Origin of the sequence: Lentzea rhizosphaerae (assembly GCF_042649515.1) — a bacterium.
Taxonomy (GTDB): Bacteria; Actinomycetota; Actinomycetes; order Mycobacteriales; family Pseudonocardiaceae; genus Lentzea; species Lentzea aerocolonigenes.
In genome coordinates, this window is the sequence record NZ_JBHRZI010000030.1 from 37,411 (window position 1) to 62,556 (window position 25,146).

Below are 25,146 nucleotides of genomic sequence, written 5' to 3' on the forward strand. Positions count from 1 at the left end.
ATTAGTTAGGTAACTTTCCTTACCGTTAAAGGTATAGACGACCTTAGGGCTGCCCCAAGAGCGAGTCAAGCGTCTCGTCGCAGAAGAGTCACCGTTCCGGCACCCAGTGTCACCAGTGCGTAAACGAGCAAACAGGCGACAGCGGCCAGCGGGCCCAGCGGCGGGTCGTTGACGACCCCGGCCACCTCCCACACGAGGTACGGCACCATCACCGCTGATGCGTCCATGTTCCAGGGCTCCGGCAGCATCGGCGTGACGGCCGGCAGACCCCACAGCAGGACGCCCACCACCACGATCGTCACCGCCGTCGAGCGCAGCGCCAGGCCGAGCCCGAGGCCGGTCAGGCCCGTCACCAGGATCGACAACACCGCCGCTCCCGCCCACGGGAGCACGTCACCCAGGCTCTCCCACGGCGCGATCGGAGGCGGCCGGTCCCCCGTGATCAGCCAGCTCGTGCCGATGCTGAGGGTCAGCGCGACGGCTCCGATCACCACAGCCGTGGTGGCGACGAGCGCGCTTTTGGCCGCCAGCAAGCGTTTCCGGTCCGGCACGGCGGTCAGCGCGCCCAGCCGCGGGTCGGACGTCGCCACGAGGGCACCGAGCGCCGCCACGCAGAACTGGACGACCGGCGTGATCACCACGCTCGCGTCGGCGGACCCGAACTTCATCTGTTCGGCGACCGGTGACGTGTCGTAGTCCCGCACCATCAGCCACGAGATGGTCGCGCCGAACGCGATCATCACGCCGATGGCGGCGATCAGGCCGTAGGGCGCCCGGACCGTCCGGAGTTTCAGCCACTCCGCGGCGAGTGCGTTCTTCACAGCCCCCTCCCCGAGGTCAGTTCGAGGTAGGCGTCCTCGAGGGAACCGTTCTGCGTCAACGCCTCCATCGGCGTCTCCTTGACCAGCTGTCCTCTTGCGACGATCACGACGTGGTCGGCGGTCAGCGCCATCTCGCTCATCAGGTGGCTGGAGACGAAGACCGTGCGGCCTTCCTTCGCGAGGCCGCGCATGAGGTCGCGGATCCAGCGCACGCCTTCGGGGTCGAGGCCGTTGACCGGTTCGTCGAACATCAGGACCTCCGGGTCGCCGAGCAGTGCCGCCGCGACGCCCAGCCGTTGCTTCATGCCCAGCGACAGCGCCTTGATCCGCTTGTTCCGCACACCTCCCAGGCCGACCTGCTCCAGCAGCTCGGTGGCGCGTTTCCGGTTGATCCCGTTGCTGGTGGCGATCCAGCGCAGGTGGTCGAGCGCCCTGCGCCCGTGGTGCACGGCGGCCGGGTCGAGCAGCGATCCGACGTGCCGCAGCGGGTGGTCCAGGTCCTGGTAGCGCTTGCCGTTCACGAGCGCCTCGCCGTTCGTCGGCCGGTCCAGCCCGAGAACCATGCGCATCGTCGTGGACTTGCCGGCACCGTTCGGGCCGAGGAAGCCCGTGACCAGTCCTGGTTGGACGGTGAACGACAGGCCGTCGACCGCCGTCGTGTCCCCGTATCTCTTCGTCAGGTTCCGCACCTCGATCATGAGGAAGAGAGTCGGCCTTCGAGGCGTGCGACGGATCGGCCCGCGGTCCGAACCGCGGAATCGGACCGTGGTCCGAGGCGCGGAGTCCCACGGCTCGTTAACGTCGACCGCGTGATGCAGAGACTCCACCTCTACCTGGTCGACGCGACGGCCGCGCTGGTGATCTGGATCCTCGTCGCCTACGCGATGCTCGAGCCCCACCAGCCCCCGTCGCCCTGGGTCGCGGTGCCGATGGCCGGACTGATCGCGGTCCCCGTCGCCGTCCGCAGGGTGTGGCCGGAGATCGCGCTGGGCGTGACCACGGCCGCGATGGTGGTGGCGGTGATCAGCCAGGTGCTTCCGTTGCAGGCCCTGGGTGCTCCGGTGGGGGCGGTCTGCTTCGGGCTCTACACGGTGGCCGTCGAACGCACCCGCACCTGGTCGCTGGCCGCCCTCGCGATCAGCATCATCGCGACCGGAGGGTTGGCCGGTGGCGAGCCGGAGAGCATGCTGGTCGCCTTCGCCGCACTGGGTTCGGTGTGGGCCATCGGGTACACGACCAGGCTGCGGCGGTCGTTCCAGGAGCGCGAGACGACTCAGCGGGCCGAGCAGGCGCTGGCCGACGAACGCCTCCGCATCGCCCGCGAGCTGCACGACGTGGTGGCGCACAACCTGTCCCTGATCGCGGTGCAGGCCGCCAACGCCGCACACGTGCGCTCAGCCGAGCACGCCTACGAAGCCCTGACGGTGATCTCCGAGACGAGCCGCGCCGCGCTGACGGAGATGCGCAGCCTGCTCGGCGTCCTGCGCTCCGACGCCGATCTCGCCCCGTCCCCCGGCCTGGACGGCCTCGCCGAACTGGCCGACCGCGCGTCGCTCGCGGGCGTGCGCGTCTCGTTGGACGTGCGAGGCGACTCCGCCGTACCGGAGGGGGTCGGCCTGTCGGTGTACCGGATCGTGCAGGAGGCTCTGACCAACGTCGTGAAACACGCCGCGCCCGCGTCGTGCACGGTGGTGGTGGACGTGACGCCGTCGTCGGTGCGGGTCGAGGTGACCGACGACGGACCTGGGGTGAAGGAGCTGGGAGTGGGACACGGCCTGATCGGCATGCGCGAACGCGTGGCGATGTACGGCGGCACGTTCAGCGCGGGCCCTGGTGAGACCGGTGGTTTCCGGGTCGTCGCGGAGCTGCCGCACCGATGACGAGCGTGCTGATCGTCGACGACCAGGCGTTGCTGCGCGCGAGCTTCCGCCTGCTGGTCGACAGCGAACCGGACCTGACCGTGGTCGGCGAGGCGGGCACGGGCGCCGAAGCCGTGTCACTCGCTTCTTCTTTGGCACCAGACGTCGTGCTGATGGACATCCGCATGCCGGAGATGGACGGCATCGAAGCCACACGTCTCATGGACGGCCCTCGCGTGCTGGTGCTGACAACGTTCAACCTGGACGAGTACGTGTTCGGCGCGTTGAGGGCAGGAGCCTCGGGCTTCCTGCTGAAGGACACGCCCCCTGGCGAGCTGCTGGCGGCGATCAGGGTGGTGGCGTCCGGCGAGTCGTTGCTGTCGCCGCCGGTGACGCGCCGGCTGATCTCCGAGTTCGTCCGGCAGCCCGCGTCGATGGTGGTGTCGGGGCTGGAACGGCTGACGGAGCGGGAGAAGGAGGTCCTGCTGCTGGTCGCACGAGGGCTGTCCAACTCGGAGATCATGGCGGCGCTGCACGTGAGCACCGGGACGGTGAAGACGCACATCGGGAACCTGCTGTCCAAACTGCACGCACGCGACCGTGCACAGCTTGTTATTGCGGCCTACGAGTCCGGGTTGGTCTGAGCGAGACGGCGTGCCGCACGTCGACGTCCCAACCTGCGTGACCACCGACGTGCGGCAGGCAACGCGCTTCCACCGGCAAGAGCTCCGATGCCCAGCGTCGTGAAGTGGCCTGCTGACACGCAGACGACCACCGCTGCGGCCAGAAGCGTCACGAACACCAGATACAGCCGCCAGAAGTACTTGCCGAGAATCAGCTCCACGATCATCACAGAGCAAGTCTGCACCCCATCTGAACTGCTTCTTTACAAATTCTTACACTTGTGGGATGACACGCAGACCAGGCTGGCGCAGGCCGTCACTTCCCGAGGGCCCGCTACGTGACCTCAACGACGCCCTGCACGGCCTGCACGCCAGGTCAGGCCGTCCGAGCTGCAGAAGGATCGCCGAAACGATCGCGGCCAGATCCGACTGCGATCCCATCTCGCACACAACCGTCCGTGCCACGCTCAGCGATCCGAAACTTCCCAAACTCGCTCACGTCCTGGCGATCGCACAGGTCTTGATCGGTTTCACCGCGGACAAGGATCCTGGTGCTCGGTTGGACCGCTTCGACCACCTGTGGCAGCAAGCTCGCATCGCCGAAGACGAGGTCTTCGGCTTGGGCGATCCGGGGATCGACGCCGCCGCCAGGGCAACGCAGTTGCTGCACGCTCAGCGTCTAGGTCTGTTGGAACAGCAGACGATCGCTCAGCGCGAGTTCATCCGCCGGGTCGCAGTCCTGCTCGACTCCCAGCCTCCTGACTGGTGGCGTCTGCTGGAGGCGTACGACCAGGTGATGGCCTGGAACATCAAGGGCTTCGCGGACTGGAAGGAGATCATCGGGTTCGACCGGCCGACGTTGCGGCGGCTTGCTCACGCCACACCGCGCAACGCGGACGGGATGTGGCGCGGCGACACGGGTTGGGACGGCCTCGACGACACCGTCCTGCCTGTCAGGGGTGCTCACGTCGCATACGCGCTGTTCGACGGCACTGGAAAACCGGTGCACATAGGGATGACCAACCAGTTCAGGGCCCACGTGAAGCGCTTGCACAAAAGTGGCGTTGCGTGGACGGCCTGGCAGGCGTGGCCATGCACTGACAGACAACAGGCCGTCGAGAAACGACGAGACGTGGCGACGCAGTACGGCTACCGCTGACCACGATGTACGGGGTGCACGGTGTGCACCCCTCCCCGAAAGTCCCGTACCCCTCCTGGAAGGGGCACGACACGACCCCAGAACGCGAAACCGCCCCGGCCGAAACGACCGGGGCGGTTCCATGAATCGGTCTTACAGGTACGTGCCGGTGTTCGTGGCCGTGTCGATCGCGCGGCCCGTCTCCTGGTTCTTCCCGGTGACGAGCGTGCGGATGTAGACGATCCGCTCGCCCTTCTTGCCCGAGATGCGTGCCCAGTCGTCCGGGTTCGTCGTGTTCGGCAGGTCCTCGTTCTCGGCGAACTCGTCGACGATGGCGGCCTGCAGGTGCCGGACCGAGAGGCCGGGCTGCTTGGTGTCGAGCAGCGACTTGATCGCCGCCTTCTTGGCCCTGTCGACGATGTTCTGGATCATCGCGCCGGAGTTGAAGTCCCGGAAGTACAGGACCTCCTTGTCACCGTTGGCGTAGGTGACCTCCAGGAAGCGGTTCTCCTCGGACTCCTCGTACATGCGCTCGACGGTGTGCTGAACCATGCCCTCGATGCAGGCCTTCGGGTCTCCGCCGAACTCGGCGAGGTCGTCGGCGTGCAGCGGGAGGTTCGCCGTCAGGTACTTGTTGAAGATGTCCTTCGCGCCCTCGGCGTCCGGTCGCTCGATCTTGATCTTCACGTCGAGGCGGCCGGGGCGGAGGATCGCCGGGTCGATCATGTCCTCGCGGTTGGAGGCGCCGATGACGATGACGTTCTCCAGGCCCTCGACGCCGTCGATCTCGCTGAGGAGCTGGGGGACGATCGTCGTCTCGACGTCGGACGACACGCCGGAACCGCGGGTGCGGAAGATCGAGTCCATCTCGTCGAAGAACACGATCACCGGGGTGCCCTCTGACGCCTTCTCACGAGCCCGCTGGAAGATCAGGCGGATGTGCCGCTCGGTCTCACCGACGAACTTGTTGAGGAGCTCGGGGCCCTTGATGTTGAGGAAGTAGGACTTGGCCTGCTTGTCGGTCTCGCCGCGGATCTCCCGCACCTTCTTGGCCAGGGAGTTCGCCACCGCCTTGGCGATGAGCGTCTTGCCGCAGCCGGGAGGGCCGTAGAGCAGCACGCCCTTGGGCGGGCGCAGCTCGTACTCGCGGAACAGGTCGGCGTGCAGGAACGGCAGCTCCACGGCGTCGCGGATCTGCTCGATCTGCCGGGACAGGCCGCCGATGTCGCTGTAGTCGATGTCCGGGACCTCCTCGAGCACGAGGTCCTCGACCTCGGCCTTGGGGACCCGCTCGTAGGCGAAACCCGCCTTCGAGTCGACCAGCAGCGAGTCGCCGGGCTTGAGCGGCGAGTCGAGCAGCGGCTGGGCGAGCCAGACCACCCTCTCCTCGTCCGCGTGACCGACGACCAGCGCGCGGGCGATCTGGTCCTCCCCCTCTTCGGAGAGCACCTCCCGCAGTGCGCAGACCTCACCCGACCGCTCGAAACCGCCGGCCTCGACGACCGTCAGCGCCTCGTTGAGGCGGACCGACTGCCCGAACGACAGCTTCTCCGGCTCGACCGCGGGGGACACGGCGACCCGCATCCTCCGGCCGGACGTGAAGACGTCCACCGTCCCGTCGTCGAAACGCGCCATGAAGACGCCGTACCCGCTGGGCGGCTGCGCCAGCCGGTCGACCTCCTCACGCAGCGCGAGCAGCTGGCTTCGTGCTTCGCGGAGGGTGTCTATGAGCTTCGTGTTTCGCTCGGTCAGTTGGCTGACCCGCTCCGTCGCCTCCGCCAGCCGCTGCTCGAGCAACCGGACGTGGCGCGGGGACTCGGTCAGCTTGCGGCGCAACGACGCGATCTCGTCCTCGAGGAACCTGATCTGCGCGTTCAGCTCTGCAGAATTGTTGCCCTGGTTCAGCTCGCCACCCTCATCGGGTTGGCTGCCGGGATGACCGTGCTGCATGTCGGCACCCTCCTCCCGTGTTCGTACCGATTACGGTACCGGCGATCACCGACAAAATCGTGTACTCACAACATCATCTTCGCTCGTGTGACGCAACGGTCCGGCCTCCAACAGAGGTCAACTGCTCCATCTCGGTGTCCGGTGGAACCACCTACCCGCTACGGTGCGTCCCAGAAACCCCGGCCGGCGCACAGCCCGGCGACACGCCAGCCGACCTGCGAGAAGTCCGAGGAGAGGGTCATGGGAGCACCTGGGTGGCCGCCCGGCCCCCACGCTCCGCGACCACCCTCGGACGACCGCGAACACGCCTGGTGTGGCCCGCGACCCGGCGACGGGCGCCAACCCGCCGCCGTCCCACCAGGTGGACGATCGGCTGGTCCGATCGGTGGTGACACACCGCAACCCACCCCGTTCGTGCCCGTCGGAGGACCCGCGCGAGCGAGGCTCCGGTGCGACCGGAGGGCGTGCGGCCAACCGGGTGGTCGTGCCGACGCAACCGGCGCACCACTCCGACAGCGCAGTGCATCGCGCTCGATTTCCGGTGGAGTGCCGCAATCGTTATCAGACACGGCCTTGGCGCGGCCAGCTGGCAACAGCACATGGTGTGCATAACCACTCGTGCGTGTCGATAGACCCCATTCCGCCGCGCGCCCGACCACGAAGTACCAGAATGTCCAAGCGATAGATCACCTCATCCGCATCGGGGGAGTTTCGATGACCTACCCGCCGCAGCAGCCCGGTCCCTACGGGCAGCAGCCGCAGCCCGGTGGGCCGTACGGGCAGCAGCCGCCGCAGCAGCCGGGTCACGGCCAGCAGCCGCAGCCCGGTTACGGCCAGCAGCCGCCGCCGGGATACGGCCAGCAGCCGGGGCCGTACGGCCAGCCGCAGCAGGACCCGTTCGGCCAGCAGGGACCCCAGAGCGGCGGCTTCCCGCAGCAGGGTTACGGCCAGCCCCAGCCCGGCTACGGCCAGCCAGGCCCCTACGGCCAGCAGCCGGGCTACGGCGGGTTCGGCGGTCCCCCGCCGCCCAAGAAGAGCAACACCGGCCTGATCATCGGTGTCGTCATCGGCGTGCTGGTGCTCGTCGGCGGCGGCATCACGGCGGCTGTCATCTACTCCGGCAGCAGCTCCAGCAGCAACTCGTCGTCGTCCAACTCGGGCAACGGCTCGGACTCGGGCAACAGCGGCGGTGGTGACGACGCGGCGGAGGTCAAGAAGGTCGCCGAGGAGTACTACGCGGCCGGCACCTCCGGCAACACCAGCAAGGCCAAGTCGATGGCCTGCCAGGAGGTCGTCGACGAGGCCGAGGAGGCCGAGAAGAAGCTCGACAGCCTCACACCGGAGCAGCGCAAGCAGGCCGAGGAACTGGCGAAGACGCTGAAGACCAGCGTGAAGGTCAACGACGTGGCCGTCAGCGGCAACGAGGCGACGGTCAAGATCAACCTCTCCATGAGCATCGGTGGCAAGAACTCGACCGTCGACACCGACGTGAAGTTCAAGAAGATCTCGGGCACCTGGAAGTTCTGCACGCTGCAGAAGGACATCAAGATCCCGACGACGAGGTAGCCGGTGACGCGGCGAGGGGCCCTGCCGAATCGGTGGAACCCCTTTGTGAACTAATGGCACGTCGAGCCAGAAGATCTGCATCGGGGGAATTCGATGACCTACCCGCCTCAGCAGCCCGGGCAGCAGCCCGGTTACGGCCAGCAGCCGCCGCCGGGGTACGGACAGCAGCCGGGGTACGGACAGCCGCCGGGACAACCGGGGTACGGCCAGCAGCCGGGTCCGTACGGCCAGCCGCAGCAGGATCCGTTCGGCCAGCAGGGACCGCAGAGCGGTGGGTTCCCTCCGCAGGGACCGCCGAGCGGCGGCTTCCCGCAGCAGGGTTACGGCCAGCCCCAGCCCGGCTACGGCCAGCCAGGCCCCTACGGCCAGCAGCCGGGCTACGGCGGGTTCGGTGGTCCCCCGCCGAAGAAGAGCAAGACCGGCCTGATCATCGGTGTCGTCATCGGCGTGCTGGTGCTCGTCGGCGGTGGCATCACGGCCGTCCTGCTCACCGGCAACAGCTCGAAGAACAACGACTCGGCGTCGACGAACACGAACTCCCAGCCGACGAACGGCAGCACGAAGCCGACCACGCCGTCGTCGAAGAGCTCGTCGAGCGGCGGCGACTCGGACGCGAAGGAAGTCGCGGAGAAGTTCACCGAGATCGTCCTGAAGGGCGTTCGGGCGGGCAACACCAACCCGAACGACGTCAAGTCCCTCGTGTGCTCGGCGGAGTTCCCCAAGCTGAAGAACCAGTCCGGTCAGGCACAGCCGACCGCGGCGGCCACCGTGACCGACGTCAAGACGTCGGGCAGCAGCGGCACGTTCACGCAGAAGCTCAGCGGGCTCGTCGACCCGTCCAAGCCGGGTCAGACCACCTCGGGCAGCATCATCTACAAGCTGTCCAAGGAAGGCGGCGACTGGAAGGTCTGCGGCATCGACAAGATCGAGTCCAACTGACCCCATGACGCGAAGAGGGGGCCTCACGTGAGGCCCCCTCTTCGCGTTTCTCAGCCCTTGCTGGGACGGCGCTGCGGCTTCGGCGCGGTGACGCCGTCCGCGAGCTTGCGCGTGGTCAGCAGGAACGCGGTGTGCGCGATCATCCGGTGCTCGGGGCGCACCGCGAGACCGACGACGTGCCACGGGCGGACGAGCGTTTCCCACGCGTGGGGCTCCGTCCAGCACGTCATCTCTCGCAGCGCCTCGGTCACGACGGAGAGCTGTGTGGTGGTGGCGACGTACACGACCAGAACGCCACCGGGGATGAGGTTCTTCGAGATCGTGGGCAGCACCTCCCACGGCGAGAGCATGTCGAGGATGACCCGGTCGACCTCGCCCTCGTGGTTCTTCACGTCGTCGACGGTGATCGACCAGTTGCCGGGGCGCTCGCCGAAGAACGTCTCCACGTTGCGGATCGCGTGGACCGCGTGGTCGTCGCGCACCTCGTAGGACTGGACGCTGCCCTTCTCGCCCACCGCACGCAGCAGAGAGCACGACAACGCACCGGAGCCCGCCCCTGCTTCCAGAACGCGCGCGCCGGGGAAGATGTCGCCGTACATGACGATCTGCGCGGCGTCCTTCGGGTAGATCACCTGCGCGCCACGCGGCATCGACAGCACGTAGTCCGGCAGCAGCGGGCGCAGCGCCAGGAAGTTCGTGCCGCCCACGGACGCCACGACCGAGCCCTCGGGCTGCCCGATGAGCGAGTCGTGCGGGATGGCGCCGCGGTGGGTGTGGTACTCCTTGCCGGGTTCGAGGACGACGGTGTAGTGCCGCCCCTTGGGGTCGGTCAGCTGAACCCGGTCGCCCGGACGGAACGGGCCACTTGCGCTAATCACCGCGCAATGGTGTCAAACGCCCTTCTCAATGGCCGCACGCAGGTCCTCCCTGCGCAGCACACCGGCGGGCCGGCCCTCCAGGTCGACGACGAGGAACTGCCACGCCGCGGTGCCCTGGACGCGTTCCACGATCTCCTCGCCGGGCTCGTCGGCGAGCAGCACGGTCTCCGGCAGGATCGGCTCCGCGGCCTGCTCAGCGGGCGCGAACGGGCTCGAGGCGGCCAGCTTCTCGGCGGCCTCGGTGTCGAGCAGGCCCGCCGCCACGCCGTCCGCCCTGACCAGCACCACGCCCCGTCCCGCGGACGTGCTCAGCGCGTCCCTGACGGGACTTTCGGCCGGCAGCTGGAGCACCGGCCGGATGAGGTCGGCGAGGGTGACACCGGCAGGCCACGTACGGCGCCGTTCGCTGGCCAACTCGCTCTTCGCACCAGCGACGACGACCCACGCCGTGAGTACGCACACGCCGAAACGCAGCCAACGGTCCTCCGCGCCCTCCGCCACGCCGTACAGCGCCCACGCCACCAATGCGATGGCAACGGCGAAACCACCCACCACGGCGACACGTGTGCCCGTCGCGCGTTGCCCCGTCACGGCCCACACGCCCGCACGGACGATCCGCCCGCCGTCGAGCGGAAGGCCGGGCAACAGGTTGAAGACGGCGACCGCGACGTTCGCGGCGGCGATCTGGAAGACCAGCACCCACACGACGTCGCCGGGTTCCATCACGAACGCGCCGAGGCCGAAGACCACCGCGAGCACCACGGACACGATCGGACCCGCGCCCGCGACCACGCCCTCGTGGCTGGGTTTGCCGGGCGTGCGCATGATCTCGGACAGTCCACCCAGCAGGTACAGGCGCAGTCTTCTGACCGGAAGACCCAGCCGCAGCGCTGCGACGCAGTGGCCGAGCTCGTGCGCGAGCACGGAAAGCCCCAGGAACACGGCGAACAACGCCGCCAGCAGGAGACCGACGCCCGGTGGCGTGCCGGGGGCGAGGTCGTCGACGAGGGGTGCGTAGAAGGCGACCACGATCGCCGAGCCGACCCACCACGACGGCGCGAGCAGCACCGGGATGCCCGCCACCCGGAACAGCAGCAGGCCGCCCTCTCGTTCACTGATCCGCGCGGCCACGGGTGCACTGTAAGGCCGCCGGTGTGATCTCGCGGTGTACCGCTTCCCCGAAGTCGACGAGGGCGGCTTTCACCGGCGTCGAGGCAGGCCGATGCGGCCCTCGTCGACTTCGGGGAGGGCAATACCTGGTGGTGAACACAGAATTGTCAGACCCCTGTCCTAGGGTTCGACCCATGAGCACCACGTTGCGCAGGCCCGCGCTGTCGCCGTCCCGGGCGGGGGACTTCAAGCAGTGCCCGCTGCTCTACCGGTTCCGCGCGGTCGACCGCCTGCCGGAGAAGCCGACGAAGGCCCAGGTGCGCGGCACGGTGGTGCACGCGGTGCTCGAAGACCTGTTCGCGCTGCCCGCCGCCGAACGCGTGCCGGACCGCGCCCGCACGATGATCGCGCCCGCGTGGGAGCGGGTGAAGGCCGAACGCCCGGAGTTCTCGACGTTGTTCGAGGTTCCCGGCGGCGAGGAGGAAGCGGAGTGGCTGGCGTCCGCGACCAAGCTGCTCGACGGCTACTTCGGCCTGGAGGACCCGCGCCGCCTCGAACCGGAGTCGCGCGAGCTGCTGGTCGAGTCCGAACTGCCCTCCGGCGTCCTGCTGCGCGGCTACATCGACAGGGTCGACGTGGCCCCGACGGGTGAGATCCGCGTGGTGGACTACAAGACCGGCGCCGCGCCCCGCGAGGTGGGCGAGGCGAAGGCGTTGTTCCAGATGAAGTTCTACGCCCTGGTCCTGTGGAAGCTGCGCGGCGTCGTCCCCCGCCAGCTGCGCCTGATGTACCTGGCCGACCGCCAGGCCCTGGCCTACACCCCGGACGAGTCGGAGCTCTCCCGCTTCGAACGCACCCTGGAAGCCATCTGGCAGGCCATCATGCGCGCGGCTCCGACCGGCGACTTCCGCCCGTCCCCGAGCCGCCTGTGCGACTACTGCGACCACAAGGCGTTCTGCCCCGCGTTCGACGGCACCCCGCCGCCCTACCCGGGCTGGCCGGAGCCGGACGACACCGAGCCCCTCCAGGACCGCGACTGATGAGCGCCTTCTACCTGCCCCTGAGCGACAACACGTTCCGCGCGACCGAGCACACCGTCGGCCCGTGGGGCCCGGACAGCCAGCACCTGGGCCCGCCCTCCGCACTGCTGGTGCGCTCGCTGCTGGCCCTCGGCAGGCCTTCGGTGTCCCGCGTGACGTTCGAGGTCCTCGGCCCGGTCCCGGTGGCCGACCTGACCGTGTCCACTTCGGTCGAACGCCCGGGCCGCTCCGTGGAGCTGCTGTCGGCCTCCCTGTCGTTCGAAGGCCGTGTGGTGCTCACCGCGCGTGCGTGGCACATCGTCGGTTCGGACACCACAGCCGTGGCAGGCGGCGAAGTCCCCGCGATGGCACCGCCGACGTCGGCCGTGCCGATGGAGATCCCGGACTTCTGGTCAGGCGGCTACCTGGCCGCCGTCGAATGGCTTTCCGTGTCAGGCGGCATCTTCACCCCGGGCGACGCCCAGGTGTGGGCCCGCCCGCGCGTGGCCGTCGTCGAGGGCTTTGAACCGACCCCGCTGGAACGCCTGTTCTCGGTGGTGGACTCGGCCAGCGGCGTTTCGTCCCGTGTGGACATCCGCAAGTGGTACGCCATCAACACCGACCTGACGGTGCACCTGCACCGGCAACCCGTCGGCGAGTGGGTGGGCATGGACGCCCGCACCACCATCGGCCCGGACGGCGTCGGCCTGGCCACCAGCGTGGTACACGACCTCGAAGGGCCGGTCGGGACAACGGCGCAAGCGCTGTTCGTGCGCGAACGCTCCTGACCGGTGGGAGCGTCCGAACAGGACGCTCCCACACGACATCACAGACCGTGAGCGATCTCGCTCATGGCGGCCCTGAGCGCAACGGCGAAGTCCCGCTCGACACCGACACGCGTCGAGAACTCCCAGTCGTCGACCAGTTCGAGCGCCTCGTTGATCGAGCCGGCGAGGGTGAAGAACTCCTCCTTCGTCAGCGACAGGGTGAGGCCCTCGTCATCGGAATGGATCTTTTCCACGTTGCTCTCCCTCATCACGGGACGTTCAGGAAGTAGTTGTAGCCGTCCCGCGGTGCGAATGCTGTGCCGCCGTCAGCCGCCCTGGGGTTCCTGATGACGATCATGCCGTTGTACCAGTAGGCCAGCCGGTTGCCGTTCAACGGGCGCATTTCGCCCTTCAGGATCGTGGTCTCCACCAGCTGGGCGAACTCGCCGCGCGTGCGCACTCCGGGGAACTCGCCCTGCTCGACGACGTGCTTCTGGAAGGCGTGGCCGTTCGAGATCTCCTGACCCGCGAGCCGGGCGTTGAGGCGCACGCCGTCGACGACGTTGCCGGTGCCGCGGGAGGCGTCGTGCAGGCGCTCGGCCGAGTGCACGGCGTCGGCGCCGTTCATCACCTGCTTGGCGGGGCGCAGCATCGGCACCAGGTTGAGCGCGCGGTCGATACCGCCGAGGCGCTCGCCGGTCATCAGGTCACGGCCGGCGATGGCGTCCGCGATGCCCTTGCCCGTGCCGACGAACGGGATGAAGCCGACCAGCGTGGAGACCTTGCGGTCGGTCGCCTCCCGCTCCTCGCGGGTGGTGCCCTGCGGGAACACCCGGTCGAAGTCGAACTTCAACCCGTTGAGGCTGAAGCCACCGGTCGGCCACCACGTGCCGGAGTTGAACCGCTTCATGGCCGCGTCCATCTCGGCCAGCGTGCGGTTGAAGTCCGCCATGCCCCGGTTGAAGTTGTCCATGGTGCGGTCGAACGCCGCCATGGAGGCGTTCAGCTGGGCCATCGACGCGTTGATGGACTCGCTCATCCGCGTCAGGTCGGCGTTCATCTGGTCCCAGCCGCGGCCCATCTCCTCGAGCGCGGCGAGATCGATGTCGACCTTGAAGTCGGCGGGCAGGGTGAACGGCGGGATCTCGCGGAACGACTGCGCGACGTCGCGGAGCCGCACGATCAGCTTGCGGCCCTCGTCGACGAACACGTCGACGAAGCCGCGGTACTGGTCGATCGTCTGGCGGATCTTCGGCGCGTCGGCGCGCGCCTTCTCCAGCAGGGCGTTGAGCTCCTTGTACTGCGGCAGTTCCAGGCCCTGCGCGGCGGCGAACTTCGCGCGGGCGGCGGTGACGAGGGCCTGCTCCGGGTTCGGTGCGACGAGCAGGGCGTCCAGCTCGGCCTTGGCCTGCTCGACGGCGGGCCAGTTGGCCTGGGCGTAGGCGGCGACCTCGGTGGCCAGCACCCGCATCCTGGCGTTGCTGACGCCGGTCTCCGCGACCACGGCCTTGATCGTCGTGACGATCTCGCCCGCGGTGATCGCGCCGAGGCCGAGCTGCATGAGCTGGTGCACGGGCTTGAGCGGGTTGCGCAACGTGCAGGCGTCCGGTGCGACGGTGAGCTCGCTCAGGCCGGTCCAGCCGGTGCCCACGGTCGTGCCGTCGGCGCGGTCGGTGGTCACCCACTCGCTCTTGGCCGGCACGAACCGCTGCCACACGAGGTCACCGGTGCCGGTCAGCCGGTACAGGGTGTCCGCGCCCGCCGAGACCAGGCGGCCGGTGCCGAGGTCGCGGCCCGTCTTGAGGTGCCGCTGCAGCCACGTCTTCGAGGCGGTGTCGAGGTGGTGGCGGAACACGGCGCCGTCGGCCGTGCGCGTGTAGAGCACGCCGGAACCCGCGGCGACGACGGAGGTGTAGGAGCCCCAGCCGTCGTCGACGATCTCGCCCTCGGACCACCGCGTGCCGTCGAACCTGTGCATCACGAGCAGGCCGCCGTCGAGGCGGAACAGCACGCCGTCCGAGTCGACGGTGATCAGGTCGCGGCCGGCACCGACGGCGTAGCTGCCCCAGCCGGAGCCGGTGACCGTGCCGAGGGCGTCGTCCCAGCCGGTGCCGTTCCAGCGGAACCGCTTGACCGTGCCGTCCGCCTCGATGCGGTGCAGGACACCGCCAGGAGCGGCGAGCACCCGGCCGGACCAGCCGGTGGCGATCCGGGTGGCGGTGCCCCAGGTGTTGCGGCCGGAGCGGGCGCCGGTGTGGGCGGTGAGCCACAGGTCGCCGTTGTCCTTGACCGAGTACACCGGCGCCTGGTCGGCGCACGAGGCGTAGAGAGCTGCCCGCAGGTAGCTGATGTCGGCCGCCGCGGGCCGCGCGAACGTCAACAGGGAGAGCACGACCAGGACCGGTGCGACGATCCGCCGCCAGGTCGAGGCCGCGCGTGGCTGCGCAGAGTGCATGTTCGTCTTTCAGTAGAAACCCCAGAAACGGTACTGATGAGTACCGGAAGTGGGATCGCTCGCGACCGGCGTGTTCGTTACGCCGTTCGGGCGTGACACACCGCACACGCTGACCAGGGCGTACCGTCAACCGGACTGTGAAGAGGTTCGCGAACCGGCAGGAGGCGGGCCGCGCCCTCGCCGCGCGACTCGCGGACCGGCCGTGGCACGACCCGCTGGTCCTCGGCCTCCCCCGCGGCGGCGTCCCGGTCGCGAAAGAGGTCGCGAACCACCTCGACGCCGAGCTCGACGTGGTGGTCGCGCGCAAGATCGGCGCGCCCGGTCACCCCGAGTACGGGGTGGGCGCGGTGACGGCGGACAGCGAGCCGATCTACGACCAGCGGGTGCTCAGGGCGTTGCACCTCACCGAGGAACTGCTCGCCGGCACCTGCGATCGGGAACGCGACGAGGCCGCGCGGCGCACCGCCCTCTACCGCAAGGACAAGCCGCTCACCATCTCCGACCGCGACGTCATCCTCGTGGACGACGGGCTCGCCACCGGCGTCACCGCCAAGGCCGCGCTGCACTGGATCGCCCGGCACGAACCGAGAAGCGTCACGCTCGCCGTGCCCGTGGCCGCCAGGGAATCGCTCAGCACGTTCTCGACGCCCGTGGTGGCCGTGCTGGTCCCGCGACATTTCGGCGCGGTCAGCCGCTGGTACGAGCGGTTCGATCAGACGACGGACGCCGAGGTGCTCAGCGCGCTCGAGTAGTGCTCCACCACCGGGAACGGCGAGTAGAACTCGTGCAGCAGCGACGACCAACGCTCGTAGGACGGACCCTGCCGGAAGCCCACGGTGTGCGCCTCGAGCGACTCCCACCGCACCAGCAGCAGGTAGCGCGACGACGTCTCCAGGCACCGCAGCAGCTCGAGGCCGAGGAAGCCCGGCGAGGCGGAGATCAGCTCCCGCGCCTCGCCGAACGCCCACTCGAACTCGGACTCGCGGCCCGGCACCACGTCCAGGACCGCCTGCTCCAGGATCACAGCCGGCAGAACCTGATGTCCGAGGCCAGCACGGCCTTGGCACCGATCGCGGCCAGCTCGTCCATCACGCGGTTCGCGTCCTTGCGCGACACCATCGCCCGCACGGCCACCCAGTTCTCGTCGGCCAGCGGCGCGACCGTCGGCGACTCCAGACCCGGCGTCAGGGCGACCGCGTCGGCGAGGATCGAGCGTGGGCAGTCGTAGTCGAGCATCAGGTACTGCTGGGCGAACACGACGCCCTGCAGGCGAGCCGTCAGCTGCTTCTTGGCCGCGGTCAGCTCGGAGCCAGCACGGTGCACGAGCACCGCCTCGGACTCGCAGATCGGTTCGCCGAACGGCACCAGGTCGTGCTGGCGCAGGGTCCGGCCGGACCCCACGACGTCGGCGATCAGGTCGGCCACGCCGAGCTGGATCGAGATCTCGACGGCGCCGTCGAGGCGAATCACCTTGGCACTGATGCCCCGCGCCCTCAGGTCGCGGTTCACGAGCTTCGGGTACGCCGTGGCGAGGCGCTTGCCCTCCAGGTCCTCGACCTTCCAGTCCTTGCCCTTGGGCCCGGCGTAGCGGAAGGTCGACCCGCCGAAGCCCAGCGCCAGCAGCTCCTCGACGGACGAGCCGTTGTCGTCGGCGCCGGAGTCCGCGGCGAGGTCGCGGCCGGTGATGCCGAGGTCGAGGTCACCGGACGCCACGTAGATCGCGATGTCCTTGGGACGCAAGAAGAAGAACTCGACGTCGTTGTTGAGGTCCAGCACGGTCAGGTCACGCGACTCGTGCCGCTGGCGGTATCCGGCCTCGGTCAGCATGGCGGAGGCGCGTTCGGTGAGCGCCCCCTTGTTCGGGACTGCTACGCGCAGCATGTGGAAGTCTCCGTCAGAGGTACTTGTAAACGTCTTCGAGGGTCAGGCCGCGGCCCAGCATGATCACCTGGAGGCGGTACAGCAGCTGCGAGATCTCTTCGGCGAGCTTCTCGTCGGACTCGTACTCGGCGGCGATCCAGACCTCGCCCGCCTCCTCCAGGACCTTCTTGCCCTGCGCATGGACGCCGGCCTCGAGCGCTGCGACGGTGCCGGAACCCGCCGGCTTGGTGGCGGCTCGTTCGGTCAGTTCGGCGAACAGGGAGTCGAAGGTCTTCACGACGTGACATCCTCCCATCTCCCGCACCCCCGTCCACACCGCGGTCACATCTGTCCCAGGCCGTGGACGTGATCTGTCCTGCATGGACACCCAGTAGCGTGAACTTCGTGTCGGAGTTCGCCGAAGTGCTCGAAGCGCTGCGCCGGGTGCGCGGAATCAACCCGTTCTTCGCCCTCGACGTGGGCCGCCCGGACCAGACGTGGCTGCCCGGATCGGCACTGCTGGAAGGCCCCGCGCTCAAGACCACCATCGACGCCATCGCCACCCGCTACCGGGCGGAGGAGCCACGCGTCGCGGCGAGCCTGTTCTTCCTCAGCTACACCGCGCGGCTGCTCAGCCCGCTCACGGCGGCGAACATCCCGATCGACGTGCGCCCGGAGAACCTGTGGTGGCACCACGACCCGGCGAACGGCCTGAGCGTCCGCATCGACGAGCCGCGGCTGGGCCCGCCTGCCGCCGAGGCACTCGAACCCGTGGTGGAAGCGATCCAGAGGGTCACGCCCGTGGCGCGCGGATTGTTGTGGGGCAACGCCATGTCGAACATCGCGGGCGCGCTCAAAATGGTTGTGCGCGCACAGATGCTCACGGCCGAAGAAGCGGAACTTCGCGGCGCACGGCTGATGAGCGCGCCGCCGTTCGAACAGGCCGGAGAATTCATCCCCTTCCCCGGCGAGGTCACGTTCCGGCGTCGGAGCTGCTGCCTTTACTACCGGGTAGCCGCAGGTGGGAAGTGTGGAGACTGCCCACTCGTGAAGTGATGAACACGACAACTCTTATGGCCGGTTGTGTTTGTGCCGCCGATCAACTTACGGTGCACGCGCCGCAGTGACGGGAAGCCGGTGAGAATCCGGCGCGGTCCTCGCCACTGTGACCGGGAAGCGATCCCCGCCGAGCACGTCACTGGTTCCACGCAGGAGCTGGGAAGACGCGGGGGCAGCGTTGATCCGGGAGTCAGGAGACCGGCTGCGGCGCCGCAAGGAGAGTTGACCTTCCACGAGGTATGGAGGAGCCCGTCATGACGAGCCCCGCAGCACATCTGTCCGCCGTCCGCGTGCCCAAGTGGGCCTTCGCCGCCGCCCTGCTCGGCCTGATCGTCACGTACCTGGTCCTGCAGGAGAACGGACTCGCGCTCGGTGCGAGCTCGGAGCTGCTGCACGAGTTCTTCCACGACGGCCGGCACGCGCTCGGCGTCCCGTGCCACTGATCTCCTGATCACGCACATGACGACGACGTACAAGTCTCTCGCACTGCGGGGGATCGCGGCGGGCGGCATCGCCGGTGTCGCCTCCGCGCTCGTGCAACTGCTGGTGACCGAGATCCCGATCCGCGCCGCGCTGGCGGTCGAAGAAGCCAGGGAACCGGCAGCCGGCGAGGGCCACTCGCACGGTGGCGAGGAAGCACTGGTCAGCCGCGGCGCCCAGGTCGTGGGCGGCATGCTCGGCGTGGTGATCGTCGGCATCGCCGTGGGCCTGGTGTTCGCCACGGCCTACGCGCTGTCGAAGCGATGGTTCGTCGACCGCACGCCGTTCAGCCGCAGCCTCGCCTTCGGTGCCGCCGTGTTCGGCGCGGTGGCACTGCTGCCGTGGCTGAAGTACCCGGCCAACCCGCCCGCCGTGGGCGACCCGGAGACGGTGAACTACCGGACCGCGCTCTACCTGGGTGTGGTGGTGGCCGGCCTCGTGATCGTGTGGGGAGCGAGCCTGCTGGCCGAACGGCTGCGCGCGCAGCCGCAGCCGGTGCGCGTCACCGCGGTGCTGCTCGCGGTGGCCGCGGCCGTCGCGGTGGTGCTGGTGGCGTTCCCCGCGCCGCCGGACACGATCCCCGCGGACATGCCGGTGAACGTGCTGTGGCAGTTCCGCCTCAGCTCACTCGCCCAGCTCGCCACGCTCTACGTCGGTCTCGGCGTGGTGTTCGGCCTGCTGATCGACCCGGCCACGCGCCGGGCCAGGGCCGCGGAGAAGGCCGCTGTCGCTTGACGGTGCGGGGTGGTCGCCGATGCGGCCACCCCAATCCCGCGCCTCGGGCAGCATGAAGCGCATGACCGATCTTCTGCCGTGGCAACGCATCCGCAACTGGTTGCGCACCAACGCTCCCCGGACGTTCGAGCAGATCTCGGCACCCGAGGACGCGATCGGACGGTGGCGCCTGGCCGGTGCGCCTGACCTGTACCCGACGATGTTCACGCCGCTGTCCGCGCGGGAGGCGGTGCGGGAGCAGGCGAGGCTGCGGCACGACGTCTACCCCGAGCTCGACCGCGATCCCGCCGGCACGATGTCGTCGGCGTTCCTGAAGGAGTTCGTCCCGATCGCGGCCAGCGGCACGGGCGACTACCTGTTCGTCGACGGACGGCCGGGACCGGAGTCCGGCTGCGTCCGCGAGTGGTGCCGTGACGACGGCAATCTCGGATCGACGCTGTGGCAGAGCGTCCACGACATGCTCGCCGACGTCGCCCACTCGCTCGAGACCGGCGAACCGGCGCTGCGCGGACACGTCGAGGCCGCCAGGGCCCGGTTCGCCAGGGTCGCGGTCTACGTGCCTGAGGTGCGCGACGGCCTGCTGAGCTGGCAGTCCGTGCGGGATTGAAGGGCGCGCAGCACGTCCAGGTCCACACCCACCAGCGAGTCGCGGAAGATCCGCCGCTCCCCCGCCGTCACCTCGACGTCGCACGGCACCACCAGAACCGTGCACCCGGCGGCGACGGCGGCGGCCACCCCGGTCGGCGAGTCCTCGATCGCCACGCACCGCGTCGCGTCCACGCCCAGCAGCCGGGCCGCCTTCAGGTACGGCTCCGGCAACGGCTTGTTCAGGCCGTCGACCTCGTCGCCGCACACCGTGACGTCGAACAGGTCCCTGCCGATCGTGTCCAGCGCGACCTCGGTCAGCGAGCGCTCCGTCGACGTCACCAGCGCCATCGGCACGCCCGACGCGCGCACCGCCCGCAACGCCTCGGCAGCGCCCGGTCGCCACGGCAGGCCGGCGCGGAAGACCTCCTCGGTGCGGCGCGAGATCCACGCGGCGCCGTCCACCAGGTCCTCGGGTGAGGGCTCGATGCCCACGTCGGCGAAGAGCAGGCGCATCGTCGTGGGCACGTTGGTGCCGACCATGCTTTCGCGGGTCTCCAGGGAGAGCACCCCGCCGAGCTTCTCCGCGTACTCGTAGAGCGGGATGTCCCACAGCTTCTCGGAGTCCAGCAGGGTGCCGTCCATGTCCCACAGAACGGCAGAGAGGTCAGACATTGAAGTACTTCGCCTCCGGGTGGTGCGCCACGAAGGCGTCGGTGGACTGTTCGGGGTGCAGCTGGAGCTCCTCGGACAGGGTCACGCCGATGCGTTCCGGGTCGAGCAGGTCGACGATGCGCCTGCGGTCTTCCATCTCGGGGCAGGCGCCGTAGCCGAACGAGTAACGCGCGCCGCGGTAGCCGAGCTTGAAGAACTCCTCGACCTCGGTCGGGTCTTCCGCCGCGACGGACTCACCCGACGGCCACACGAGCTCCTCGCGGACCCGCTTGTGCCAGTACTCGGCCAGCGCTTCGGTGAGCTGGACCCCCAGTCCGTGGACTTCCAGGTACTCACGATACGCGTTCTTGCCGAACAGTTCGTTGGCGTAGTCGGCGATGGGCTGGCCCATCGTGACGAGGTGGAACGCGATGACGTCGACCTCGCCGGACTCGCGGGAACGCCAGAAGTCCGCCAGGCAGAGGCGGCGATCCCTTTTCTGGCGCGGAAAAGTGAACCGGAAGCGCTCGGCGGAGTCCGCCGACGGCTCTTCCAGGATGACCAGGTCGTCGCCCTCGGAGACGCACGGGAAGTAGCCGTAGACCACTGCGGCGTGGGCAAGAACACCTTCCGTGGCAAGGCGTTCCATCCAGTAGCGCAGACGCGGGCGGCCCTCGGTCTCGACCAGGTCCTCATAGGACGGTCCGTTGCCACCGCGCGTGCCCTTGAGGCCCCACTGGCCCATGAACGTCGCCCGCTCGTCCAGCAGTGCCGAGTAGTCCGCGACCGGGATGCCCTTCACGACCCTGCTGCCCCAGAACGGTGGCGCCGGGACCGGGTTGTCGGTGGCCACGTCCGAGCGGCCGGCGACCGTCTCCTCCTCGACGGCGGCGGCCTTGCGGGCGGCGGCGATGCGCAGCGAACGTTCGCGGCGCGCCTTGCGTTCCGCTGCCTTGGCCTCGGCTTCGGGATCCACTCGCGGAGCTTCACCGCGCTTGGACGCCATGATCGCGTCCATCAGGCGCAGGCCCTCGAACGCGTCACGGGCGTAGCGGACGTCGCCGAAGTACATCTCCGTCAGGTCGTTCTCGACGTACGCACGCGTCAACGCGGCGCCGCCCAGCAAGACCGGCCAGCGCGCGGCGACACCCCGGGAGTTCATCTCCTCGAGGTTCTCCTTCATGATCACCGTGGACTTGACCAGCAGGCCGGACATGCCGATCGCGTCCGCGCGGTGTTCCTGCGCGGCCTCCAGGATCGCGTTGATCGGCTGCTTGATGCCGATGTTCACGACCTCGTAGCCGTTGTTGGACAGGATGATGTCGACGAGGTTCTTGCCGATGTCGTGGACGTCGCCCTTGACGGTGGCGAGCACGATCCGGCCCTTGCCGCCGTCCTCGGACCGTTCCATGTGCGGTTCGAGGTGCGCGACGGCGGACTTCATGACCTCGGCGGACTGCAGCACGAACGGCAGCTGCATCTGGCCGGAGCCGAAGAGCTCGCCGACGGTCTTCATGCCCGCCAGCAACGTGTCGTTGATGATCTGCAACGCCGGGCGTTGCTCCAAGGCGGAGTCCAGGTCGGCTTCCAGGCCGTTGCGCTCGCCGTCGACGATCCGGCGCTCCAGCCGTTCGAACAACGGCAGCGCGGCCAGTTCCTCGGCGCGGGAGGCGCTGTTCGACTTCGTGGTGACGCCCTCGAACAGCTCCATGAGCTTCTGCAGCGGGTCGTAGCCCTCGCGGCGGCGGTCGTAGACGAGGTCCAGCGCCACCGCGCGCTGCTCGTCGGGGATGCGCGCCATCGGCACGATCTTGGACGCGTGCACGATCGCGGTGTCGAGGCCCGCCTGCACGCACTCGTGCAGGAACACGGAGTTGAGCACCTGGCGCGCGGCCGGGTTGAGTCCGAAGGAGACGTTCGACAGGCCCAGGGTCGTCTGCACGTCCGGATAGCGGCGCTTGAGCTCGCGGATCGCCTCGATCGTCTCGACGGCGTCGCGGCGGACCTCCTCCTGGCCGGTGGAGATCGGGAACGTCAGGCAGTCGACGATGATGTCGTTGACCCGCATGCCCCAGTTCTGCGTCAGGTCCTCGATCAGCCGTACGGCGACGCGGACCTTCCAGTCCCTGGTGCGGGCCTGGCCCTCCTCGTCGATGCACAGCGCCACGACCGCCGCGCCGTGCTCGGTGACCAGCCGCATGATCTTCTGGAAGCGGGACTCCGGGCCGTCGCCGTCCTCGTAGTTGACCGAGTTGACGGCGCAGCGGCCCCCGAGACACTCCAGGCCTGCCTGCAGCACGGCGGGTTCGGTCGAGTCGAGCATGATCGGCAACGTCGACGCGGTGGCCAGGCGCGAGGCCAGCGCGCGCATGTCGGCCTCGCCGTCGCGGCCCACGTAGTCGATGCAGAGGTCGATGAGGTGGGCACCCTCGCGCGTCTGGTCGCGCGCGATCTCGATGCAGTCCTCCCACTTCTCGGCCAGCATCGCCTCGCGGAACGCCTTGGAGCCGTTGGCGTTCGTGCGTTCGCCGATCATCAGCACCGAAGCGTCCTGTTTGAACGGGACGGCCTGGTACAGGGAGGACACGCCGGGCTCCGGCCGCGGCCTGCGTTGCGTCGCACCGAGGTCCTTCACCGCTTCGGCGACCTGGCGCAGGTGCTCGGCCGTCGTGCCGCAGCAGCCGCCGACGAGCCGCGTGCCGAACTCCTGCACGAACCCGGCCAGCGCCTGGGCGAGCTCCTCCGGCGACAACGGGTACACCGCGCCGTTCGGGCCGAGTTCGGGCAGTCCGGCGTTCGGCATCACCGACAACGGGATGCGCGCGTGCTTGGAGAGCGTCCGCAGGTGCTCGCTCATCTCGGCGGGACCGGTGGCGCAGTTGAGGCCGATCAGGTCGATGCCGAGCGGTTCCAGCGCGGTCAGCGCGGCGCCGATCTCCGAGCCGAGCAGCATCGTGCCGGTCGTCTCGACGGTGACCTGGGCGATGATCGGGACGACGCGGCCCTCCGCGGCCATCGCGCGCTTGGCACCGATGATCGACGCCTTGGTCTGCAACAGGTCCTGCGAGGTCTCGACGATGATCGCGTCGACACCGCCGACGAGCAGGCCCTTGCACTGCTCGACGTACGCGTCGCGCAACGTCGCGTACGGCGCGTGACCGAGCGTCGGCAGCTTGGTCCCCGGACCGACGCTTCCCAGCACGAACCGGGGCTGCTCGGACGTGCTGAACTCGTCCGCCACCTCCCGTGCGAGCGCCGCGCCCCGTTCGGACAGGTGGAAGATCTGGTCCGAGATGTCGTACTCGGCCAGGTTCGCGAGGTTCGCGCCGAACGTGTTCGTCTCCACGGCGTCCACACCGACTTCGAGATAACCGCGGTGCACGGCCTTCACGACGTCCGGACGCGTGACGTTCAAGATCTCGTTGCAGCCCTCTAGACCGTTGAAGTCGTCAAGAGAGAGGTCAGCGGCCTGGAGCATGGTGCCCATGGCGCCGTCAGCGACGACGACCCGGTTCACCAGCGCTTCCAGGAACGGCGACTCTCCGCGATCACGCATGGGCCAAGCCTACGATGAGTTGACCTGGGGAGGCCGTAGTCTGGCGCCGTGAACGATCCGTCCCAGGAATCCCCGACCCCCTCGAACCCGCGCAAACCGCTCACGAGTCCGATCATGGTCTGTGCCTTCGAAGGGTGGAACGACGCGGGCGATGCCGCCAGCACCGCCATCGAGCACCTGCAACTCACCTGGGACGCCACCCCGCTCGCCGAGATCGACCCCGACGACTACTACGACTTCCAGGTGACGCGACCCACAGTCCGCATGGTGGACGGTGTCACCCGAAGGGTCGACTGGCCGACGACGCGGCTCTCGGTGTGCAGGCCCCCAGGCTCCCCGGTCGACGTCATCCTCGTGCACGGCATCGAGCCGAACATGCGGTGGCGCAAGTTCGCCGCCGAGCTGCTGGGCCACATCGACGCTCTCGGGGTGACGACCGTGGTGACGCTGGGCGCGCTGCTGATGGACACGCCCCACACCCGACCCGTGCCGGTCACCGGCACCGCCTACGACCCGGACGCCGCCGCGAAGTTCGGGCTGGAGCACTCGAAGTACGAGGGCCCGACCGGCATCGTCGGCGTCTTCCAGGACGCGTGCGTGCAGGCGGGCGTCCCGGCGATCTCGTTCTGGGCCGCCGTGCCGCACTACGTGTCGCAGCCGCCCTCCCCCAAGGCCACGCTCGCACTGCTGCACCGCGTCGAGGAGGTGCTCGACATCGAGGTCCCGCTCGGCGCGCTGCCGGAGCAGGCCGAGGAGTGGGAGCGCACCGTCTCGGAGATGGCCGACGAGGACGAGGACGTGCGCAACTACGTGCGCGCGCTGGAGGAGCGCGGTGATGCTGCCATGCAGATCACCGAGGCCTCCGGGGACGACATCGCCGCGGAGTTCGAACGCTACCTCCGCCGCCGCGGCCGCGGCCCGGGCTGGCCGTCCGGTCCCCGCTAACCGTTTGACCGCACGCGGGGCCCTTTCGTGCCCCCTGAGCGAACGAAAGCTCCCCGCGTGCACTTCGCAGCGGCTGTGCCAGGCGGGCCCGGCAGCGGCTTGTGGCAACAGCGTGATGTGCACGCGGGGAGCTTTCGTACTGCAGGA

At 69.0% G+C, this 25,146-nt stretch carries 26 protein-coding genes and 1 riboswitch; of the genes, 13 read left to right on the plus strand and 13 right to left on the minus strand.

What is annotated here, in order from left to right; translation table 11 throughout:
* Positions 1-65: 65 nt before the first annotated feature.
* Positions 66-821, minus strand: a complete 756-nt coding sequence (locus tag ACFOWZ_RS34345) for an ABC transporter permease (protein ID WP_382378117.1) — start codon at positions 819-821, stop codon at positions 66-68.
* On the minus strand, positions 818-1,519 hold the full coding sequence (locus ACFOWZ_RS34350; protein ID WP_382378118.1) for an ABC transporter ATP-binding protein: 702 nt from the start codon (positions 1,517-1,519) through the stop codon (positions 818-820). Before ACFOWZ_RS34350 ends, ACFOWZ_RS34345 begins: the two co-directional genes overlap by 4 nt.
* 114 nt (positions 1,520-1,633) lie before the next feature.
* Between ACFOWZ_RS34350 and ACFOWZ_RS34355 the strand changes: the two genes are divergently transcribed.
* Both ACFOWZ_RS34355 and ACFOWZ_RS34360 read left to right on the plus strand, forming a co-directional pair.
* Positions 1,634-2,701: a sensor histidine kinase gene (locus ACFOWZ_RS34355; RefSeq protein WP_382378335.1), complete on the plus strand. Its 1,068-nt coding sequence runs from the start codon at positions 1,634-1,636 to the stop codon at positions 2,699-2,701.
* Positions 2,698-3,324 carry a response regulator gene (locus ACFOWZ_RS34360; RefSeq protein ID WP_382378119.1) on the plus strand — a complete coding sequence of 209 codons (627 nt, stop codon included), beginning with the start codon at positions 2,698-2,700 and terminating at the stop codon, positions 3,322-3,324. Before ACFOWZ_RS34355 ends, ACFOWZ_RS34360 begins: the two co-directional genes overlap by 4 nt.
* Here ACFOWZ_RS34360 and ACFOWZ_RS34365 read toward each other — a convergent pair.
* A complete protein-coding gene (locus ACFOWZ_RS34365; RefSeq protein ID WP_382378120.1) occupies positions 3,303-3,533 on the minus strand; it encodes a hypothetical protein in 231 nt (76 codons plus the stop codon). The genes ACFOWZ_RS34360 and ACFOWZ_RS34365 overlap by 22 nt on opposite strands.
* Positions 3,534-3,589: 56 nt before the next feature.
* Here ACFOWZ_RS34365 and ACFOWZ_RS34370 point away from each other — a divergent pair, with 56 nt between their 5' ends.
* Positions 3,590-4,462 (plus strand): hypothetical protein, encoded by an 873-nt coding sequence (locus ACFOWZ_RS34370; protein ID WP_382378121.1) that lies wholly within the window; start codon positions 3,590-3,592, stop codon positions 4,460-4,462.
* 132 nt (positions 4,463-4,594) lie between these two features.
* On the opposite strand, the gene arc is transcribed toward ACFOWZ_RS34370, so the two are convergent.
* A complete protein-coding gene (arc, locus tag ACFOWZ_RS34375; protein WP_030471512.1) occupies positions 4,595-6,391 on the minus strand; it encodes a proteasome ATPase in 1,797 nt (598 codons plus the stop codon).
* Positions 6,392-7,105: 714 nt separating this feature from the next.
* On the opposite strand from arc, the gene ACFOWZ_RS34380 reads away from it, so the two are divergent.
* Entirely contained in the window at positions 7,106-7,957 is an 852-nt protein-coding gene (locus ACFOWZ_RS34380; protein ID WP_382378122.1) for an Rv0361 family membrane protein, read from the plus strand.
* 93 nt (positions 7,958-8,050) lie between these two features.
* Entirely contained in the window at positions 8,051-8,896 is an 846-nt protein-coding gene (locus tag ACFOWZ_RS34385; RefSeq protein ID WP_382378123.1) for a hypothetical protein, read from the plus strand.
* Positions 8,897-8,946: 50 nt separating this feature from the next.
* Here the strand turns inward: ACFOWZ_RS34385 and ACFOWZ_RS34390 are convergent, their stop codons facing one another.
* A complete protein-coding gene (locus tag ACFOWZ_RS34390; RefSeq protein WP_382378336.1) occupies positions 8,947-9,771 on the minus strand; it encodes a tRNA (adenine-N1)-methyltransferase in 825 nt (274 codons plus the stop codon).
* Between the two features lie 15 nt (positions 9,772-9,786).
* Positions 9,787-10,905, minus strand: a complete 1,119-nt coding sequence (locus tag ACFOWZ_RS34395; RefSeq protein ID WP_382378124.1) for a site-2 protease family protein — start codon at positions 10,903-10,905, stop codon at positions 9,787-9,789.
* A gap of 173 nt (positions 10,906-11,078) precedes the next feature.
* On the opposite strand from ACFOWZ_RS34395, the gene ACFOWZ_RS34400 reads away from it, so the two are divergent.
* Positions 11,079-11,924, plus strand: a complete 846-nt coding sequence (locus ACFOWZ_RS34400; RefSeq protein ID WP_030471507.1) for a RecB family exonuclease — start codon at positions 11,079-11,081, stop codon at positions 11,922-11,924.
* Positions 11,921-12,691 carry a thioesterase family protein gene (locus ACFOWZ_RS34405; protein ID WP_382378337.1) on the plus strand — a complete coding sequence of 257 codons (771 nt, stop codon included), beginning with the start codon at positions 11,921-11,923 and terminating at the stop codon, positions 12,689-12,691. The genes ACFOWZ_RS34400 and ACFOWZ_RS34405 overlap by 4 nt, the downstream gene beginning before the upstream one ends.
* Positions 12,692-12,729: 38 nt before the next feature.
* Here the strand turns inward: ACFOWZ_RS34405 and ACFOWZ_RS34410 are convergent, their stop codons facing one another.
* Together ACFOWZ_RS34410 and ACFOWZ_RS34415 are read right to left on the minus strand one after the other, a co-directional pair.
* On the minus strand, positions 12,730-12,924 hold the full coding sequence (locus ACFOWZ_RS34410) for a hypothetical protein (RefSeq protein ID WP_382378125.1): 195 nt from the start codon (positions 12,922-12,924) through the stop codon (positions 12,730-12,732).
* Positions 12,925-12,938: 14 nt separating this feature from the next.
* Positions 12,939-15,125: a tachylectin-related carbohydrate-binding protein gene (locus ACFOWZ_RS34415; RefSeq protein WP_382378126.1), complete on the minus strand. Its 2,187-nt coding sequence runs from the start codon at positions 15,123-15,125 to the stop codon at positions 12,939-12,941.
* Positions 15,126-15,262: 137 nt separating this feature from the next.
* On the opposite strand from ACFOWZ_RS34415, the gene ACFOWZ_RS34420 reads away from it, so the two are divergent.
* Positions 15,263-15,877, plus strand: coding sequence for a phosphoribosyltransferase (locus ACFOWZ_RS34420; RefSeq protein WP_382378127.1), 615 nt, complete (start codon positions 15,263-15,265; stop codon positions 15,875-15,877).
* Here the strand turns inward: ACFOWZ_RS34420 and ACFOWZ_RS34425 are convergent.
* The 3 genes from ACFOWZ_RS34425 to ACFOWZ_RS34435 are packed head-to-tail and all read right to left on the minus strand — an operon-like array spanning position 15,838 to position 17,283.
* Complete coding sequence (locus ACFOWZ_RS34425) at positions 15,838-16,149, minus strand: antibiotic biosynthesis monooxygenase family protein (protein ID WP_382378128.1); 312 nt, start codon at positions 16,147-16,149, stop codon at positions 15,838-15,840. The two genes, ACFOWZ_RS34420 and ACFOWZ_RS34425, sit on opposite strands and share 40 nt — an antisense overlap.
* Complete coding sequence (gene hisG / locus ACFOWZ_RS34430) at positions 16,146-17,006, minus strand: ATP phosphoribosyltransferase (RefSeq protein ID WP_382378129.1); 861 nt, start codon at positions 17,004-17,006, stop codon at positions 16,146-16,148. Before hisG ends, ACFOWZ_RS34425 begins: the two co-directional genes overlap by 4 nt.
* A gap of 13 nt (positions 17,007-17,019) precedes the next feature.
* Positions 17,020-17,283, minus strand: a complete 264-nt coding sequence (locus ACFOWZ_RS34435; protein WP_030471498.1) for a phosphoribosyl-ATP diphosphatase — start codon at positions 17,281-17,283, stop codon at positions 17,020-17,022.
* Positions 17,284-17,390: 107 nt separating this feature from the next.
* On the opposite strand from ACFOWZ_RS34435, the gene ACFOWZ_RS34440 reads away from it, so the two are divergent.
* The 4 genes from ACFOWZ_RS34440 to ACFOWZ_RS34455 all read left to right on the plus strand — a co-directional run bounded on the left by ACFOWZ_RS34440 (position 17,391) and on the right by ACFOWZ_RS34455 (position 19,866).
* The gene (locus ACFOWZ_RS34440; protein ID WP_382378130.1) at positions 17,391-18,041 is read left to right on the plus strand and encodes a (2Fe-2S)-binding protein; all 651 of its coding nucleotides are present in this window, start codon (positions 17,391-17,393) and stop codon (positions 18,039-18,041) included.
* A 48-nt stretch (positions 18,042-18,089) separates the two neighbouring features.
* A riboswitch (cobalamin riboswitch) is annotated at positions 18,090-18,265 on the plus strand.
* A 33-nt stretch (positions 18,266-18,298) separates the two neighbouring features.
* The gene (locus ACFOWZ_RS34445; protein ID WP_030471496.1) at positions 18,299-18,487 is read left to right on the plus strand and encodes a CbtB domain-containing protein; all 189 of its coding nucleotides are present in this window, start codon (positions 18,299-18,301) and stop codon (positions 18,485-18,487) included.
* A 16-nt stretch (positions 18,488-18,503) separates the two neighbouring features.
* Complete coding sequence (locus ACFOWZ_RS34450; RefSeq protein WP_382378131.1) at positions 18,504-19,259, plus strand: CbtA family protein; 756 nt, start codon at positions 18,504-18,506, stop codon at positions 19,257-19,259.
* A gap of 61 nt (positions 19,260-19,320) precedes the next feature.
* Positions 19,321-19,866 carry a hypothetical protein gene (locus tag ACFOWZ_RS34455; RefSeq protein WP_382378132.1) on the plus strand — a complete coding sequence of 182 codons (546 nt, stop codon included), beginning with the start codon at positions 19,321-19,323 and terminating at the stop codon, positions 19,864-19,866.
* On the opposite strand, the gene ACFOWZ_RS34460 is transcribed toward ACFOWZ_RS34455, so the two are convergent.
* Together ACFOWZ_RS34460 and metH are read right to left on the minus strand one after the other, a co-directional pair.
* Positions 19,812-20,519, minus strand: coding sequence for an HAD family hydrolase (locus tag ACFOWZ_RS34460; RefSeq protein WP_382378133.1), 708 nt, complete (start codon positions 20,517-20,519; stop codon positions 19,812-19,814). The genes ACFOWZ_RS34455 and ACFOWZ_RS34460 overlap by 55 nt on opposite strands.
* A complete protein-coding gene (gene metH, locus ACFOWZ_RS34465; protein ID WP_382378134.1) occupies positions 20,512-24,054 on the minus strand; it encodes a methionine synthase in 3,543 nt (1,180 codons plus the stop codon). Before metH ends, ACFOWZ_RS34460 begins: the two co-directional genes overlap by 8 nt.
* A 114-nt stretch (positions 24,055-24,168) precedes the next feature.
* On the opposite strand from metH, the gene ACFOWZ_RS34470 reads away from it, so the two are divergent.
* On the plus strand, positions 24,169-24,999 hold the full coding sequence (locus ACFOWZ_RS34470) for a PAC2 family protein (RefSeq protein ID WP_382378338.1): 831 nt from the start codon (positions 24,169-24,171) through the stop codon (positions 24,997-24,999).
* Positions 25,000-25,146 lie beyond the last annotated feature (147 nt).

Excerpts from the sequence above, each read along its gene's own strand:
- ACFOWZ_RS34455 (WP_382378132.1), top strand. The coding sequence starts at position 19,321 with ATGACCGATCTTCTGCCGTGGCAACGCATCCGCAACTGGTTGCGCACC.
- ACFOWZ_RS34370 (WP_382378121.1), top strand. The coding sequence starts at position 3,590 with ATGACACGCAGACCAGGCTGGCGCAGGCCGTCACTTCCCGAGGGCCCG.
- ACFOWZ_RS34385 (WP_382378123.1), top strand. The coding sequence starts at position 8,051 with ATGACCTACCCGCCTCAGCAGCCCGGGCAGCAGCCCGGTTACGGCCAG.
- ACFOWZ_RS34400 (WP_030471507.1), top strand. The coding sequence starts at position 11,079 with ATGAGCACCACGTTGCGCAGGCCCGCGCTGTCGCCGTCCCGGGCGGGG.
- arc (WP_030471512.1), bottom strand. The coding sequence starts at position 6,391 with ATGCAGCACGGTCATCCCGGCAGCCAACCCGATGAGGGTGGCGAGCTG.
- ACFOWZ_RS34355 (WP_382378335.1), top strand. The coding sequence starts at position 1,634 with ATGCAGAGACTCCACCTCTACCTGGTCGACGCGACGGCCGCGCTGGTG.
- ACFOWZ_RS34360 (WP_382378119.1), top strand. The coding sequence starts at position 2,698 with ATGACGAGCGTGCTGATCGTCGACGACCAGGCGTTGCTGCGCGCGAGC.
- ACFOWZ_RS34450 (WP_382378131.1), top strand. The coding sequence starts at position 18,504 with ATGACGACGACGTACAAGTCTCTCGCACTGCGGGGGATCGCGGCGGGC.
- metH (WP_382378134.1), bottom strand. The coding sequence starts at position 24,054 with ATGCGTGATCGCGGAGAGTCGCCGTTCCTGGAAGCGCTGGTGAACCGG.
- ACFOWZ_RS34445 (WP_030471496.1), top strand. The coding sequence starts at position 18,299 with ATGACGAGCCCCGCAGCACATCTGTCCGCCGTCCGCGTGCCCAAGTGG.
- ACFOWZ_RS34380 (WP_382378122.1), top strand. The coding sequence starts at position 7,106 with ATGACCTACCCGCCGCAGCAGCCCGGTCCCTACGGGCAGCAGCCGCAG.
- ACFOWZ_RS34460 (WP_382378133.1), bottom strand. The coding sequence starts at position 20,519 with ATGTCTGACCTCTCTGCCGTTCTGTGGGACATGGACGGCACCCTGCTG.
- ACFOWZ_RS34470 (WP_382378338.1), top strand. The coding sequence starts at position 24,169 with ATGGTCTGTGCCTTCGAAGGGTGGAACGACGCGGGCGATGCCGCCAGC.
- ACFOWZ_RS34415 (WP_382378126.1), bottom strand. The coding sequence starts at position 15,125 with ATGCACTCTGCGCAGCCACGCGCGGCCTCGACCTGGCGGCGGATCGTC.
- hisG (WP_382378129.1), bottom strand. The coding sequence starts at position 17,006 with ATGCTGCGCGTAGCAGTCCCGAACAAGGGGGCGCTCACCGAACGCGCC.
- ACFOWZ_RS34350 (WP_382378118.1), bottom strand. The coding sequence starts at position 1,519 with ATGATCGAGGTGCGGAACCTGACGAAGAGATACGGGGACACGACGGCG.